Annotated in this window: 16 protein-coding genes and 1 pseudogene; 12 read left to right on the top strand and 5 right to left on the bottom strand. The window is 37.4% G+C overall.

Translation table 11 applies throughout. The features are described from left to right. Position 1: 1 nt before the first annotated feature. From moaCB to Q0A18_RS08460, 12 genes and pseudogenes are all read left to right on the top strand, one after another. On the top strand, positions 2 to 907 hold the full coding sequence (moaCB, locus tag Q0A18_RS08515) for a bifunctional molybdenum cofactor biosynthesis protein MoaC/MoaB (protein WP_292009725.1): 906 nt from the start codon (positions 2 to 4) through the stop codon (positions 905 to 907). Between the two features lie 448 nt (positions 908 to 1355). Then, positions 1356 to 2381, top strand: a pseudogene (gene nirK / locus Q0A18_RS08510) (copper-containing nitrite reductase); the annotation flags it as partial. 56 nt (positions 2382 to 2437) lie between these two features. Continuing rightward, positions 2438 to 3274 (top strand): formylglycine-generating enzyme family protein, encoded by an 837-nt coding sequence (locus tag Q0A18_RS08505; protein ID WP_292009724.1) that lies wholly within the window; start codon positions 2438 to 2440, stop codon positions 3272 to 3274. Next, positions 3275 to 3847: an SCO family protein gene (locus Q0A18_RS08500; RefSeq protein WP_292009723.1), complete on the top strand. Its 573-nt coding sequence runs from the start codon at positions 3275 to 3277 to the stop codon at positions 3845 to 3847. 13 nt (positions 3848 to 3860) lie between these two features. Next, complete coding sequence (locus tag Q0A18_RS08495) at positions 3861 to 4280, top strand: c-type cytochrome (RefSeq protein WP_292009722.1); 420 nt, start codon at positions 3861 to 3863, stop codon at positions 4278 to 4280. Positions 4281 to 4320: 40 nt separating this feature from the next. Next, complete coding sequence (gene ric / locus Q0A18_RS08490) at positions 4321 to 5046, top strand: iron-sulfur cluster repair di-iron protein (protein ID WP_292009721.1); 726 nt, start codon at positions 4321 to 4323, stop codon at positions 5044 to 5046. A 26-nt stretch (positions 5047 to 5072) separates the two neighbouring features. Continuing rightward, a complete protein-coding gene (locus tag Q0A18_RS08485; RefSeq protein ID WP_292009720.1) occupies positions 5073 to 7316 on the top strand; it encodes a nitric-oxide reductase large subunit in 2244 nt (747 codons plus the stop codon). A 170-nt stretch (positions 7317 to 7486) separates the two neighbouring features. Next, entirely contained in the window at positions 7487 to 7708 is a 222-nt protein-coding gene (locus Q0A18_RS08480) for a hypothetical protein (RefSeq protein WP_292009719.1), read from the top strand. 91 nt (positions 7709 to 7799) lie between these two features. Next, positions 7800 to 8612: a molybdate ABC transporter substrate-binding protein gene (gene modA / locus Q0A18_RS08475; protein WP_292009718.1), complete on the top strand. Its 813-nt coding sequence runs from the start codon at positions 7800 to 7802 to the stop codon at positions 8610 to 8612. A 12-nt stretch (positions 8613 to 8624) separates the two neighbouring features. After that, on the top strand, positions 8625 to 9305 hold the full coding sequence (gene modB, locus Q0A18_RS08470) for a molybdate ABC transporter permease subunit (RefSeq protein ID WP_292009717.1): 681 nt from the start codon (positions 8625 to 8627) through the stop codon (positions 9303 to 9305). Positions 9306 to 9307: 2 nt separating this feature from the next. Continuing rightward, positions 9308 to 9928: an ATP-binding cassette domain-containing protein gene (locus Q0A18_RS08465; RefSeq protein WP_292009716.1), complete on the top strand. Its 621-nt coding sequence runs from the start codon at positions 9308 to 9310 to the stop codon at positions 9926 to 9928. Positions 9929 to 9953: 25 nt separating this feature from the next. Next, complete coding sequence (locus tag Q0A18_RS08460; RefSeq protein WP_292009715.1) at positions 9954 to 11174, top strand: hypothetical protein; 1221 nt, start codon at positions 9954 to 9956, stop codon at positions 11172 to 11174. On the opposite strand, the gene Q0A18_RS08455 is transcribed toward Q0A18_RS08460, so the two are convergent. From Q0A18_RS08455 to Q0A18_RS08435, 5 genes are all read right to left on the bottom strand, one after another. Beyond that, positions 11167 to 11580: an Rrf2 family transcriptional regulator gene (locus Q0A18_RS08455; protein ID WP_292009714.1), complete on the bottom strand. Its 414-nt coding sequence runs from the start codon at positions 11578 to 11580 to the stop codon at positions 11167 to 11169. The genes Q0A18_RS08460 and Q0A18_RS08455 overlap by 8 nt on opposite strands. A 138-nt stretch (positions 11581 to 11718) precedes the next feature. Continuing rightward, positions 11719 to 12990 carry an alginate export family protein gene (locus Q0A18_RS08450; RefSeq protein ID WP_292009713.1) on the bottom strand — a complete coding sequence of 424 codons (1272 nt, stop codon included), beginning with the start codon at positions 12988 to 12990 and terminating at the stop codon, positions 11719 to 11721. Positions 12991 to 12997: 7 nt separating this feature from the next. After that, the gene (locus Q0A18_RS08445; RefSeq protein WP_292009712.1) at positions 12998 to 13462 is read right to left on the bottom strand and encodes a cytochrome c; all 465 of its coding nucleotides are present in this window, start codon (positions 13460 to 13462) and stop codon (positions 12998 to 13000) included. 11 nt (positions 13463 to 13473) lie between these two features. Next, positions 13474 to 14805, bottom strand: a complete 1332-nt coding sequence (locus Q0A18_RS08440; protein ID WP_292009711.1) for an MFS transporter — start codon at positions 14803 to 14805, stop codon at positions 13474 to 13476. A 20-nt stretch (positions 14806 to 14825) separates the two neighbouring features. Further along, complete coding sequence (locus Q0A18_RS08435; RefSeq protein WP_292009743.1) at positions 14826 to 16298, bottom strand: MFS transporter; 1473 nt, start codon at positions 16296 to 16298, stop codon at positions 14826 to 14828. Positions 16299 to 16330 lie beyond the last annotated feature (32 nt).

Below are 16330 nucleotides of genomic sequence, written 5' to 3'. Positions count from 1 at the left end.
TATGGTAAATATTACATATAAATCAAATACATTACGAAAAGCATGGGCAGAAGCGGTTGTATCTGTCAGTTCACAAAATACCATTAATGCTATTTTAAATAATGAAGTACCAAAGGGAAATGTCTTTGAAATGTCGAAGACGGCTGGTTTATTTGCTGCGAAAAAGACAAGTGACGTTATTCCGGACTGTCATCCGCTTCCTATAGAATATACTTCCATTCAGTTTGAAATCAGAGATATGGATATTTATATCACTACTGAGATTCATACTATTTATAAAACGGGAGTAGAAGTCGAGGCTATGCATGCCTCATCTGTAGTTGCACTTACTATGTATGATATGCTTAAACCTATTGATAAGAATATTGAAATAAAAAATATTCGGTTAATAGAAAAAAAAGGAGGGAAATCGGATAAGAAAGACTCCGGTGAAGGTATTCAGGCTTCCGTAATTGTTTGTTCAGACAGTATTTCTTCAGGACATAAAGAAGATAAAGCAGGAAAAGCGATTATTACCGGACTTGAAAAATATGCAGTTTCTATTAATGAATATATAATAATTCCGGATGAAATAGCTGAGATTCAAGACAGAATAAAAAACTATGTGGAGTCAGGAATTCCATTAATTATTATTACGGGAGGCACTGGACTTTCTAAAAGAGATATTACTCCGGAAGCTGTTCGGCCTTTATTGGACCGGGAAATTCCCGGTATTGCGGAAACCATCAGAAACTATGGACAGCAGCGTACACCTTATTCCATGCTTTCCAGAAGTCTTGCAGGGATGATTGGTGACACTCTTGTGATTGCTTTACCTGGTTCTACAAAAGGTGCGGAAGAGTCTATGGATGCAATATTTCCGGCGGTTCTTCATATTTATAAAATACTGAATGGAGGTCAGCATTAAAGACATGATAATTATCAATAATGATAAAAAGACTTTTTTATCTTTTATTTGAAAACTATTCTTATCTTTACACTGTAATAGAAAGAAAAACTAAGAATGTTAATGATGAAAACAATGAAGAAGCTAATTGAAGATATACATTTTCCAACGGTAATCTTACACCGGAAAAAGGGTGATAATCTCATATTCTCCCAATCTATAATAATTTCGAAAATATCAGAAAAGAGATAAAAAGAGGTTAGAAAAATTTCAAAGTTCTTATCCATTTGAAATAAGGCTTTGAAACTGACTTTAAAAGAAATAATATAATAAAATATTAAAAGGTATTAATATCTTAATTTGGGAAGTTATTTACTTTTTCGAGCTTGTACTGGCTATTAATACTTTAATTTTTCCTGTTAATTAATAGGCAGAGGATAATACTAAACTAAATTTATATAAAACCGTTATGAAAAAAACAATCTTCATCACTGCCGTTTTGTGTGTCTTCATTGGTTTGAATTCCTGCAAACAAAATTCTTCCAGTTCCTCTGGAAATGCTGCGGCAGATACTGAAAAAATACAACTGGACGGAACTACTGAAGAGCATCAGTTTGTAGCACCGCCTAACGTTCCTGCACCTATAGGTGACAGAGCTGCAAAAAAAGTAATAGTAAAGCTGGAAACCATTGAAAAGACCGGTGAATTGGCTGATGGAACACAGTATAATTTTTGGACCTTCAACGGAACGGTTCCGGGAAGTTTTATCAGGGCCAGAGTAGGGGATGAGATAGAACTTCATCTTAAAAATAATGAAAACAGTGTTTTCCCACATAATATAGACCTTCATGCTGTGAACGGTCCCGGAGGTGGGGCAGAGGCAACGTTTGTAGCACCCGGAAAAGAAGCGGTGTTTACTTTTAAAGCACTGAATCCGGGATTATATGTGTATCACTGTGCTACAGCACCTGTGGGAATGCACATTGCCAACGGAATGTACGGGCTGATCCTGATAGAACCGGAAGGAGGATTGCCGAAAGTGGATAAAGAATATTATATCATGCAGGGAGATTTCTATACCAAAGGGAAATTCGGTGAGAAAGGTCTGCAGGAATTTGATATGGATAAAGCTATTGCAGAACATCCGGAATATGTGGTATTTAACGGAAATACAGCCTCTTTATTAGGAAGTAATGAATTACAGGCAAAAACAGGGGAAACTGTTCGGTTCTTTGTAGGTAACGGTGGACCTAACCTGACTTCATCATTCCACGTGATCGGAGAACTATTCGATAGAGTTTATATAGAAGGAGGAAGCCAGATTAATGAAAATGTTCAGACTACTGTTGTTCCTCCGGGAGGAGCTGCAATTGTAGAATTTAAAGCTACGGTGCCTGGAGAATATGTAATTGTTGACCATGCTATTTTCAGAGCATTTAATAAAGGAGCTTTAGGGAAAATTAAAGTAACAGGGGCTGAAAATCCTACTGTTTATAAGAAAAATCCATAATAACTTCAATTTTAGGTTGATTGAGGATTTCAATTGAAAGAATGATGAAAGTTTTCATTGCTATATTAGTTTTTATTTTAGGAATATTACAGGTATCCTGTTCCGATCATTCCTCTACTGCGAATATGAAGCAGCCTAAAATGGAAAATCACCTGAAGAACATCACCAGTTCTAAGGAAATGATAAAAATAGAAGGAGGAACATATAAAGCATTTATTGGAAAAGATTCGGGGAGGATAGTTAAAGTAGAGACCTTTTACTTAGATGACAGCCCTGTTACCAATGCCGAATATCTTCAATTCTTGAAAGCGAATCCTCAATGGACCAAAACTAAAGTGATCCGTCTCTATGCAGACAGTATGTATCTCAAACACTGGAAAGGTGACTTTGAAATTCCCGAAGGAGCAGATCCCCAGGCACCTGTTACAAATGTTTCCTGGTTTGCAGCAGATGCCTATTCCAGAAGCGTGGGCAAAAGACTGCCTACTGTAGATGAATGGGAATATGTAGGTCTGGCGGATGAGAAAACTAAAAATGCATCTGAAGACCCTGAGTTCACTGAATTTATCCTGAACTCTTACCAGATAAAAGATAAAAGCAAACTACCTATAAAAAGAGGAACTCCCAATTACTATGGAGTCTATGATATGTACGGACTTGTATGGGAGTGGACCTATGATTTTAACTCCGTAATGATGAGTGGAGAATCCAGGAAAGATAATACAACCAATGAATCCCTTTTTTGTGCGGGTGCAGCTGTTACGACTGCCGATCTCAGAAATTACGCCGCTTTTGTGCGGTTTGCACTGAGAGGAAGTGTAAAAGCAAATTACTGTATCAATAACCTTGGATTCAGATGTGCAAAAACTGATCAATAAATGACTACTATGAAAAACCTGATGTATTTTCTTTTGGCATTAACTATGATGTCCTGTAATAAGAAGAATGAGGAAATAAGCCCGGATTCCATTTATCATGTAAATTCCCAATGGGAACAACAGGAGGGAAAGGAAATCACATTTTCTGATCTTAAAGGGAAAGTCCTAGTAACAGCTATGATTTTTACCTCTTGCACAACGGCCTGTCCGAGACTGACTTCAGAAATGAAGAATATTTCCAAAAAAGTAGGAGAAGTAAATTCTGATGATATCCGGTATGTGTTAATCACTATCGATCCTGATAATGACACTCCGGAAGTGATGAAAAAATATCTTACCAATTATAAACTGAATGGAAGCGAATGGCTGTTCCTCAGAGGTAATGACGAAGATGTAAGAACGCTGGCCAATGTAATGGCTGTAAAGTACAAACAGATTTCCCCCGTTGAATTTTCGCATTCCAATATTATCAGTGTCTATTCAAAAGACGGTACTCTTGCTTTTCAGAAAGAAGGGTTGAACGTAGAAATAGATGAAACGGTAGATGCCATAAAAAAACAATTAAAACTTTAAAAATTAGATTGATATGAAAAGATTGATAATGACAACTGCTTTGTTGTCGATTGTATTGACCGCTTGTTCAGACAAAAAAGAAGCAGAAACTGTTTCTTCAGTAGAATCTAACGTTATGCTGGAAGAACCTAAACCGGTAGATTCCGCGGCTGTTGCTGCAGCTGCTAACGCAACACCGGAAGATGAAGGCTTAAAATTAATAGAAGGTACAGACTGCCTGGCTTGCCATAAAATAGATGAAAAACTGGTAGGTCCATCATATCAGGATGTAGCCAATAAATATACGGAAGCAGATACCGATCATTTGGCTCAGAAGATTATCGAAGGAGGACAGGGAGTTTGGGGTGAAGTTCCTATGACACCGCATGCCGGAATGAGTAAAGAAAATGCTAAGCTGATGGTGAAGTACATTCTTTCCCTTAAAAAAGGATAAAAAATTTTTAAAATAATAAAAGACAAAAAGGTATTAAATTATGAATACAAGAACAGATTTTATAGGCGACATTGTAGCTGAAGACTTCAGAACAGCGGCGATATTTAAAAACCATGGAATAGATTTCTGCTGTAAAGGAGGAAGAACGATAGAAGATGCTTGTGAGGCTAAAAAACTGAATACAGAGCAGATTTATGAGGAAATACAGAATTTACCTAAAAGCGATGGAAATTCGATAGATTTTAACAGCTGGCCGTTGGATTTGCTGGCTGACTATGTGGAAAAAACGCATCACCGTTATATAGAAGAAAAAACACCAATTATTGAGGCTTTTCTTGATAAATTATGTAAAGTGCATGGTGAAAGACATCCTGAATTATTTGAAGTGAGAGCACTTTTCAATGCATCAGCTAAAGATCTGGGAGCTCATTTGAAAAAAGAAGAGCTTATCCTTTTCCCTTTCATTAAAAATATGGTGAAAGCACAGATAGACGGAAGCGCTTTAATGCAGCCTTCATTTGGAACCGTAGAAAATCCGGTGAATATGATGAAACATGAGCATACGGTAGAGGGAGAGCGTCTTAGAAAAATAGCAGAGATTACAGATGAATATAATCCTCCTACAGATGCCTGCAATACTTATAGAGTTGCATTTGCGATGCTGCAGGACTTTGAAAATGATTTACATAAACATATCCATCTTGAAAATAATATTCTGTTTCCCAAATCTATTAAACTGGAAAAAGAATTTGCAGCCGAATCCTAAAATTTAAATAAAAATACTTAAGAAATATGACCCCTAAAAAATTATGGATTTGGCTGGCAGTAGTGATTATCGGTTCTTTTGCAGTACTTATTTTCTATGGTGTGGAAATATATCGCAAAATACCACCGGTGCCGGATAAAGTGACAACAACAGAAGGAAAAATCGTTGCGATCGGTCAGGATATTAAAGACGGACAGAATGTATGGCAATCTATCGGAGGACAAACCGTAGGCAGTATCTGGGGACACGGAGCTTATATCGCTCCCGACTGGAGTGCAGATTATCTCCATCGTGAATCCTTACTTCTTTTAGATAAACTGGCAGAAAAAGATGGAAAGATCTATAAAAATCTGCCGGACGATGAACAGGCGAAATATCAGGTGTTACTGAAAAAAGAGCTTCGTAAGAATACATTGAATGAAGCTACTAATACCATTGTTATCTCTCCCGAAAGAGCAGAGGTACAGGCTGAGCTTGCCGTTTACTATGCCAAGATATTCATGGACGATTCTGAAATGGATCAGCTGAGAGATCATTATGCTATTCCCAAGAATACAGTAAAAGATGCTGAGAGAATGGCTAAAATGAATGCATTCATTTCATGGGCCGCCTGGGTATGTATAACTGACCGTCCCGGGGATAATGTTTCTTATACCAATAACTGGCCTCATGACGAAATGATCGGAAATATTCCTCCGCCTTCATTACATCTATGGTCAGGATTTAGTGTACTGATGCTGTTGGGGTGTGTAGGATTACTGGTGTTCTATCATGCAAAAAATAAGGAAGAAGAAATCAGCGAACTGCTTCCTTTAGAAGATCCGTTACGAAATATGAAGCCGACACCTTCTATGAAGGCTACTTTAAAATATATCTGGGTCGTTGCATTACTGATTTTAGTTCAGATGCTGGCCGGGGTAATTACGGCACACTATGGAGTGGAAGGAAGTGCATTTTACGGATTCCCTTTAGACCAATTCTTACCACAATCTATTTCCAGAAGCTGGCATGTTCAGTTGGCTATTTTCTGGATTGCCACTTCCTGGCTGGCAACAGGTCTATATATTGCGCCGGCAGTTTCAGGTTATGAGCCTAAATATCAGAAATTAGGGGTCAATATATTATTCGGAGCTCTACTTATCGTGGTTTTTGGTTCCTTAACAGGGCAATGGCTTGGTGTCATGCAGAAACTGGGATATGTAGACAATTTCCTTTGGGGACACTCGGGATATGAATATGTAGAGCTCGGAAGAATCTGGCAGATTTTACTTCTTGTAGGCTTGATCCTATGGTTAGTTCTTATGGTCAGAGCTTTACTTCCTGCGTTAAAAAGAAAAGACGGTGACCGTCACTTACTTATACTATTTACGCTGTCAGCTGTAGCAATTGCCATGTTCTATGGTGCAGGGCTGATGTATGGACGACAAACCCATATGGCTATTGCAGAATACTGGAGATGGTGGGTAGTCCATCTTTGGGTAGAAGGATTCTTTGAGGTCTTTGCTACAGTGGTGGCAGCATTCTTATTTACCCGATTGGGATTATTAAGGTTAAAATCAGCAACCAATGCAGTATTGTTTTCTACCATTGTTTTCCTTGCAGGAGGGATCTTAGGAACATTTCACCATTTATATTTCAGTGCAACCCCTACAGCTGTATTAGCTCTGGGAGCAACCTTCAGTGCATTGGAAATTGTGCCTTTAGTTCTTATCGGGTTTGAAGCCTACCAGAATTATCAGCTTAGTAAATCCACTAAATGGGTTCAGGCATATAAATGGCCGATTTACTGCTTCATTGCTATGTGTTTCTGGAATTTTCTGGGAGCAGGGATCTTTGGATTTGCCATTAATCCGCCGATTGCCCTGTATTATATTCAGGGGTTGAATACAACTGCTGTTCATGGGCATGCTGCATTATTTGGGGTGTATGGAATCTTAGGAATAGGATTGATGATGTTTATGCTACGGGGATTATATCCGGACAGACACTGGAATGATAAACTGATCAGCTGGGCTTTCTGGTTAATTAACATTGGATTATTGGTGATGGTAACCATCAGTCTACTTCCAATAGGAATTATGCAGTCAGTAGCTTCCATTAAAGAAGGGTATTGGTATGCACGTTCTGCAGAATTTATGCAGACAGATATGATGCATACATTAAGATGGCTTCGGGTTCCCGGAGATATTTTACTGGCAGTTGGAGAACTGCTGTTAGTGATCTTCATTATCGGCCTGAAAACAGGCTGGTCCTTAAAAGAAAAACGCTAATCTAATATTTGTTCGAGAACTGCCATAGTTATTACTGTGGTGGTTCTTTTTTTTGTAAATTTATAGGGGTAAGAGAAAATTATTTTATTCAATAAAATGATGATTTCAAATACTTATAATTATATACTTTGGGATGGGGTAGAATACAATGAAACTGAAAAATAAATATAATGAATGAAACAGTTCAATCAAAATTAGGAGATTATCTGTATCTGGCGATGGGAGATTGCGCCGGACAAAAAGTAGTGATGGGAATAGGGTATACCTATGAATATGCGGATAAAAAAGCAAAGCAGTTTGAAGAAGCTAGCCAGGGAACGGTAAAATATATTGATATTTCGATGGTAAAAACCGGAGATAAAGTCAAATGTGATACTCTGAAAAGAATTTAATGATCCCTATGTTTTCATCTATTTCTTCATTATCTTTGAATAGCATTTGAAAAATTATATTTAAAGATAGTTTTTATATAAATTAACTCTAGTGAAGTCAATTCTTACCATAAAATTTCTGATTCCTCTCTTTGTTCTGTTATTGATAACAGGATGTAAAAAATCAGAGCAGGAATTGTCTGCTGCCACTTCTCAGAAAGATACGAAAGAATCCAGTATTTCCATCGCAGCTGCGGCTAATCTCAGAGATGTTCTTGAAGATCTGAAACAGAAATATATCAGTGAATATCCTGAAAAGAAAATAGAAATCACTTTTGGGTCATCCGGTATGCTGGTACAACAGATGCTGAACGGAGCTCCCTTCGATTTATTCTTATCTGCGGATACAGAATTTCCTGAAAAACTGAAAGAGTCCGGAAAGTCTGTGGGTAAAGCTGAGATTTATACGTACGGAAAATTAGCATTGTGGAGTTCCAAGCTGGATGTTTCCAAAGGATTGACCTTACTTCTGGATCCGGAAGTTAAAAAAATTGCCATTGCTAATCCAAAATTGGCTCCGTACGGAAAAAGTGCTGCAGAAGCTTTGGAAAAATCGGAATTATATGCTAAAGTGGAAAAGAAAATAGTCTGGGCGGAAAATATCAATCAGGCAGCCCAGTTCGTTTCTTCAGGGAATGCGGATGTGGGTTTTATTGCATTATCCAATGCTTTGAACAAAGAAATGAAAAAGAGAGGTCAATATTATGAATTAACATCACAGGAAAGCCTTCCCATTGCCCAGAGCGGAATTATTATAAGAGGAAAAAATGAAACGGAAGCTAAAGAATTCCTGGAATTTATTAGAAGTAAAAAAGCTGATGATATCTGGAAAAGTTACGGATACCAAACCGTAACTGAACATTAAAAACGATTAAGAATGCTTGATCAGGACTTTGTATACACTTTACTTTTAACCGGAAAACTGGCATTAGTTACCACAACAATTCTGATCATTATCGGAATTCCTGTAGCCTACTGGCTTGCTTATTCACAATATAAACTAAAAGTAATTGCCGAAGCTCTGATTTCTATGCCTATCGTTTTACCACCAACTGTAATGGGGTATTATCTTTTGGTTTTGTTCAGCCCTGAAAACGGATTGGGAAGTTTTTTTCAGAAAGTTTTCGATGTGCGGCTGGCTTTTTCATTTACCGGAATTGTTATTGCCAGCATTATTGCTAATTTACCTTTTATGATCCAGCCGTTACAGAACGGTTTTCTGTCATTATCAGATGAATTGAGACAAGTTTCCTATACGATGGGGAAATCCAGGATAACTACTCTTTTTAAAATTCTTCTTCCTAATATCAAACCATCGATCATTACCGGTATTGCTCTGACTTTTGCTCACTGTATCGGTGAGTTTGGAATTGTTATTATGGTGGGAGGAAATATCCCTAAAGAAACCAGAATCGCTTCCGTAGCTATTTATGATGAAGTTCAGGCTTTAAACTTTGAAGCTGCTAATCAATATGCACTGGTCCTGTTTGTCCTCTCATTTTTAATTTTGCTGATCATTTTTAGTATTAATCGGAAATTTAAGATTAAATATTTTTAAATATGGATATTCAAATCAGACATCAGATCTTTTCATCTGCCGGCAATCAGCTTTTGCAGGTTCAGGAGCATTTTCAGCAGGGAAGTCTGATTTCTGTTTCAGGAAAATCCGGTGTAGGAAAAACGACTTTGCTTAAAATTATTGCTGGGCTCATAAAGCCTGATCAGGGAAAAATAACTTTTGGAGAAGCTGTTTTTATAAATACGGAAAAAAAGATATTTATTCCTCCACAAAAACGGAATACAGCCATAATGTTTCAGCAATATGTACTTTTCCCCAATATGAATGTACAACAGAATATTTTGTATGCTCAGAAAGAAAAAGACCTAGACATTGTCAATGAATTATTGAAGAGTTTTGGTTTAGAAAAATTTTCAGAAATTCTTCCCCAGAAACTTTCAGGAGGACAGCAGCAACGCGTTGCACTGGCAAGAACTTTAGCTCAGGATGCAGGTATTATTTTACTTGATGAGCCGCTTTCCGCAGTGGATGAAGCCATGTCTGAAAATATGAAGAATACCATCTTAACATTTCAGAAAAAAAATAAGTCTACAGTTTTTGTAGTCACTCATAATGAAGCTGATTTTAAAGAATACAGTGATTATACACTGGTGATAGAATAGTTTCTTTCCTTTAAAATTAGTTGATATGAAAAGTTTAAAATACTGGTTGTGCCTATGCCTGTTTAATTTTTTCGTTGTTTCTCTCTTAGGAGTGATGATGAGATATAATATTGCATTTTCTTTGCCGGGTTTTAATCATAAGTATATGCAGGAATCCCATTCGCATTTTGCATTTTATGGATGGGTAAGTGCTTGTTTATATCTTTTTGTAACTCATTATCTTACTTATCAGTCTCCATCGGTGAACATTTTGAAATACCGGTGGGTGATGATTTTCAATCAGATTGGTTCCTATGGGATGTTATTTTCCTTTTTATATGGCGGATATTACTGGTTGTCTATTGCATTCTCATCGGTAGCTTTATTTTCTGGATTTTTCTTTTTTGCCTTTCTGTTACTGGATACAAAAAGGAATCAGGCTGCAGGTATTAGTTGGTTAAGGGCAGGATCTTTTTTTGCAACACTTTCATCGCTTGGAATTTTTGGTCTTGCCTATATTTCTGCTTCAAAAATGATGATGGATGAACTTCACAGGGCTTCTATTTATTTTTACCTTCATTTCCAGTATAATGGCTTTTTCTTTTTTTCCTGTATAGGGTTATTATTGCTTTCGCTGGAAAAGTTTGGGATGAAGGCATATGAAAAAACAATTAAAATATCTTTTTATTTATTGTTTTATGGCACTTTCTTAGGATATGGATTGTCACTTCTATGGATTCCTGTGCCAAATGGGTTATATGTTTTTTTTGTGCTGGTTGCTATTGTTCAGCTTGTTGGTGTATGGAAGCTTTGGGTAGTATTAGGGAAATATAGGAAAGTTTTTACAGAAAACGGATCCGGAATTCTGAAACTGACATTAGGAGTAGCGCTTTTTGCACTACTGTCCAAGTTCATTTTTCAGTTCTTGTCCGTAATTCCTCAGATAGGGCTCTATGTTTTTAACACCTTGAATATAGTGATCGCTTATTTGCATTGGGTCTTGCTTGTGGGAATCAGTATGTTCCTGATCTGGAAGATTTTTGAGATAAAGGTATTCCGGATGACTGCTATTCTGAGAATATTTATAGGCATTCTTTTAACTGCGATTCTTCTGAATGAATTATTTTTAGGAGTTTCCGGCTTGTTTTCAATATACATGATTCCTTTCCGTTCAGGAGCCCAGCTGCTTTTAGGTGCATCAATAATGATTACGGTATCCATTCTGGGGATACTGTTTTCTTTAAAATACAGAGAAAATCTTAAATAGTAACACTTCCGAAATCCTTAAGATCCTTGATTTTATATTCAAACATAATAAGCACTTTAGCTTTTACTTCTGCAGCAATATGATGTATAGGACAGGGATTAAGACCCGTACACTCCTGTAATCCGAGAAGACATGAAGTAAGAATAGCCTTATCTTCAAAATGATCAAAAATATCTTTGATGGTAAGTGTTTCGAATTGTTCCTCACTGAGAAAGAATCCACCGCCTCTGCCTTTTACGGAAGAGATGAGTCCACTTCGGGTAAGTTCCTGAAGGATTTTTGAGGTAAAAGGGGCAGGCGTTCCAATTTGTTTGGAAATTTCATTGATGCCTGTCTTTTTCTTTTCTAGGGCCAATATCATGCACGCTTTAATCGCATACTGGCATGTTTGTGAAAAAATAAGCATAGTTGTATCAGATTCAAAAAAATGCAAAAGCATTTCCTACAAAGTTAAGTATTTATTAATAGCTACGGGTAGAAAATACTTTTGCTAACATATTGATTAAAAAATGGTATAGTGTTTTTAATCTGGCTTATAATCTTATTATAAAAGTCTGAAATTAGGAGAAATTTTAATACCGATCCAGCTCCATGATTGGAGGCCTTTAGGGTCAGAAACGTTTTTAACGAATTTCATTCCGTCTCCAGCAAATAATAAGGATTGCCCCAGATTAATAGTGATGATTTTTCCTATTTTTGCATTGAAAACTAAATCGGCTTCTGTTCCCAGATAAGAAGATAGTCCGTTTCCTAATTTTCCGTTGGAAGTAAAAAGGTGGACATTCGCATCCAGAGAAGTTTGCGGACTCAGTGTGAATGAGTTTTTCAGATAGTAATCATTAAGCCCGAAACTGTTGAAATAACTGGCCCCGGAATAAAAATAATCCATAAATCCGTTAAACTTATGATTCGTTCCGTATAAAGGGCTGAAAGCTCTGTTATTAGCTGCAGAAGTATTGGAACTGTTTCCGGAAAGCAACTCTGATCCTATTACAGAATGTATTTTTTGATTCCATGCGACATCTCCGTTAATACTGAACTGATAGGCAGATTTACTTTGTCCCGCAGTATTCTTTCCTGTCTGGTAATAGGCAGAACCGAAAAGCCTTACATTCTGAATGGTTTTGGAAAGATTAACTCCCAATGTAAGCATATCAAAATGAGTTCCGGAAGGGTTCTGAAGGACACTGTTCATCCCTATTGCAGAAAATTTAAAACCGGAATCATTCTTATATTCATAATGCAGGAGCTGTATGGATTTTGTGATTTCTCCCGCCTCTGCTATCGTATAAAGTTCTTTATCCTCCAGATCATTAGCATCGTTGTCATCATTATTATAGGTAACCACTGCTTCCAGTTTGGAATTTTTCCCGAGAAGGAAAATACCTTTTAAGGCATCAAAGCTTCGTCCCTGCATTGCCCAGTCCAATCCACCAACTAATCGTTCATCGTCATAAGACAATATCTGCCTACCAAGCTTTACCCCAATTTTTTCCGAAACCTGATACTTAGCCCATGCTTCATTAAGAATAAAGTTTTGGTTTTTGCTGGCATTGGAAGTATTTTCTCCCCAGGTTCTGACATCCTGTACCGAGAAGTAAATCTCTAAATTTTTATAGTAGTAGTCAACTCCCATCCGGGCTCTTGACAAAACAGTTGTTTCTGCGGATTTACCTTTAGGAATAAGGGTTCTTGCTCCATTGTCCAGTTCACCTCGGGTTCTTAAGTCAAAGTTTACCTTAAGACTGTCTATCTGAGCATTCACAGAGATCACAGCAAAAGAAAACAAAGCGGTAGTAATAACTTTTTTATACATTGTATTTTTAATAAGTTGTTATTTTATAGGTTTTATGGCAGGCAACACAATTATTGAGAAGCCTGTTCATAGTCTTCTGGATTTCCTCCTGGTCTTTGTTTTCACGGGACATTTTACTTATTTCATCAAAGAGTGCATGAGTTTCCATACCCATTGTTTTAAACCCGAATGGCAGTGTTTTTATCAAGCTGTTGGGTACGGAATCTACTTTGCATGTTCCCGATTGTTCACTCACAGGAAAAATTTTTGACGGTTGTTTTTCTGCTAAACCGACATTGATACTTTGAATACTTTCCAGGAAAGTCCTCATTTCAGCCATTACAAATTCACGGTTTTCTTTTGTCATTTTTATTTCCGTTCTTCCATCAGGAGTTTTTGCTTCTGTAGTTCCCAGGAAAACAAATTTCCCAATCAGTATCACATTAAAAAAGACGGATAAAAATAAAACGCCGATCAACACCTTTCTTTTCATATTTTAATCTTTTAGCTCGGTCTTTCACAACCTTTTCTAGTGTAGAAATACCAGTTAACAGCTGTTGCCATTACACAACCTACAATGAGGAACCAGAAGAAAAGTCGTGCATCTCCTGAAATCGCTCTGGATTGGGTAATCAATACATTAAATACAAATGGTCCGAAGGCTGCAATAGCAGCAGTCCATCCGATAACTCCGGCCGCTCTTCTCGGAGATTCGGCAAAGATGACAGGATATTGTTTGAAGGTAGCTGCATTCCCGATTCCTGTAAAGAAAAATATCGCAAGAATAATAGCTAAGAACATATTAAACTGATCTTTAGAGGTAGGAGTAAGGTATCCTCCGAAAATTAATGCCAGGAAAAGGATAATTAAAGCAATTCCTGTAATATGGGTAAGAATGGCTCCTCCGGTTCTGTCAGCAACCTTTCCGAAAATAATTCTCGTAGCAGAACCGATTAGCGGTCCATAAAATGCATATTTTAAGGGATCCAGATCACTTTCTAGCGGAACATATAAGTTTTTGATGATTAAAGGGAATGCTGCGGATAGACCTGCAAAAATCCCGAATGTCATAATATATGTCATGGTACAATACAGAGTATGTTTATCATTGAATATATCCAGCTGCTCTTTAAAAGAAGCTTTTACAGGAATACTTTTCAATGAGAACCAGGCCCAGATACCTACAATGATTAGTGGAATAATATAAATGAAGGCGATGTTTTCCAGATAGATTTTTTTACCTGTTTCTGCTACAATTTCGCCACCACCAAGGAATGCAAATATTCCGACACTCATTACTAATGGAGAAAGTAACTGTACCAAGCTTACTCCGAAATTTCCTACTCCTGCCTGAATTCCCAATGCTGTTCCTGATTCTTTCTTAGGAAAGAATAAAGAGGTGGAAGGCATATAAGAAGAGAAGTCTCCGCCTCCGATACCTAAAAGGAATCCGATAAACATGAAATAAGCAAACGAGCTGGAAGAATCCATTACTGCGAAGCCCAGCATAACCAGTGGAATGATTTTAAGAAAAGTACTGATCGTAATAATCTTTCTGGTTCCGTAAATAGGAATCAGGAATGTATTGACAATTCGCAGCAGTCCTCCTGCAAGTCCCGGCATGGCAGCCATCCAGAACAGCTGATCATCAGTAAAAGTGAAACCGATGTGAGGGAGCTTAATCACTACCACACTGTACAAAAACCATGTGGCGAAAGATAAAGTAAGCGCTACTGTTGTTACAGAAAGTGTTTTCCACGCAATCTTTTTACCTGTTTTTTGCCAGAATTCTTCGTTGGTAGGATCATAATTTGTTAACCAATGTGTGTTCTTCATATGTGTTATATATTAGTATTTTATTTAATCTCAATCTGATCTTTAATATGAGGGGCTTCCTGATGCGTTATCTTTTTAATGATATAGTTCATCCAGAAAAGAGAAATGGCAGAAACCAGAAATACAAAAATCCATGAGCTGGTCCAAAGTCCTGAGAAATCAAGCAGATAACCGAATAGGATAGGGCCTATAAATCCTCCAAGACCACCGATCAATCCTACCATTCCTCCTACCACTCCCACTTCTGAAGGGAAGTATTCGGGAATGTGTTTATAAACGGCAGCTTTACCAACGCCCCAGACGATTCCAATGAGAATTACAAGAATAGTGAATACCCATAAATCTGCTTCAAATTTAATTAAGGTAACTCCTTGGGCTAAAAGCTGTTTTTTCTGTACCTGATCATTTTGTTTTACCAGGACTTCCTGCCATGAAAAGCTTTGCGGAAGGACAGAAGTACTTTCAGGAATCTCAGGCTTTGGCTGAATGTTTACAGTATCATTTCCTGCAATAATACGGCTGGGTTCCACTGCTGTTACCATACCGCTTTTCTTTGCTGAAATTCCTTTTCCCGGAGTAAGAATCTCCATTTTGGGAAGCATAAGAAGTCCGCTTATAACTAATGATGAATACATAACCCAATACATTACTTTACGTGCACCGAATTTATCGGAAAGATATCCTCCGAATGCCCTGATAACTCCACTTGGAAGACTGAAACAAGAAGTTAAAAGTCCACCGAGGATAAGAGATGTTTTGTAAACATTGACATAATATGGTAGTAACCATTGTGAGAATGCTACAAATAAACCAAATACAAGGAAGTAATACAGTCCGAATCTCCATACTCTCATTTTGGATAAAGGAGCAAGCTGCTGCGAGATTGTTTTGTTTTGTGCCTCGGGCTTTTTATTTTCTACAAAAATGAGGAAGATCAGCCCTATAATGATTAAAATGATTCCATAGATAATAGGGAGGATTCTCCATCCGTTTTCAGGATTAGACTCTGATAGATAATTTAGAAGGGTAGGAGCAAAGAAGGTTGTTAGCGCAGCTCCGGCATTTCCCATTCCAAAAATACCCAATGCACGCCCCTGCCATTCTTTAGGATACCATGCAGAAGTAAAGGCAACTCCTACTGCAAAAGCGGTTCCCACCATTCCAAATAAGGCACTCAGAAAAAAGTAAACCCAATAAGACTGTGCAAAATAAAGAAGGAATAAAGGAATGCTGCATAAAAGAAGAAGTATGGAAAATACTTTTTGACCCCCGAATTTATCCGTAAGAATACCTAAGGGAAGCCGCATGACTGATCCTGTAAGAATAGGAATTCCCAGCAGCCATCCTGTTTCTACAACATTCCAGTTGAATATATTATTATCAACAAGGTAGGTTACTAAAACTCCGTTTAAAGTCCAACAGGCAAAGCATATTGTAAACGCCAGTGTGTTTAAGAAAAGAATACGATGTGCCGCATTTAAATTAGGTTTCATATCGTTCAGTGTTTTTAAGCTTTTTCTAATAT

Source organism: Chryseobacterium sp. (assembly GCF_022712095.1).
Taxonomy (GTDB): domain Bacteria; phylum Bacteroidota; class Bacteroidia; order Flavobacteriales; family Weeksellaceae; genus Chryseobacterium.
The sequence above is the reverse complement of the archived record's forward strand: the minus strand, read 5'-3'. Positions and strand labels throughout refer to the sequence as shown.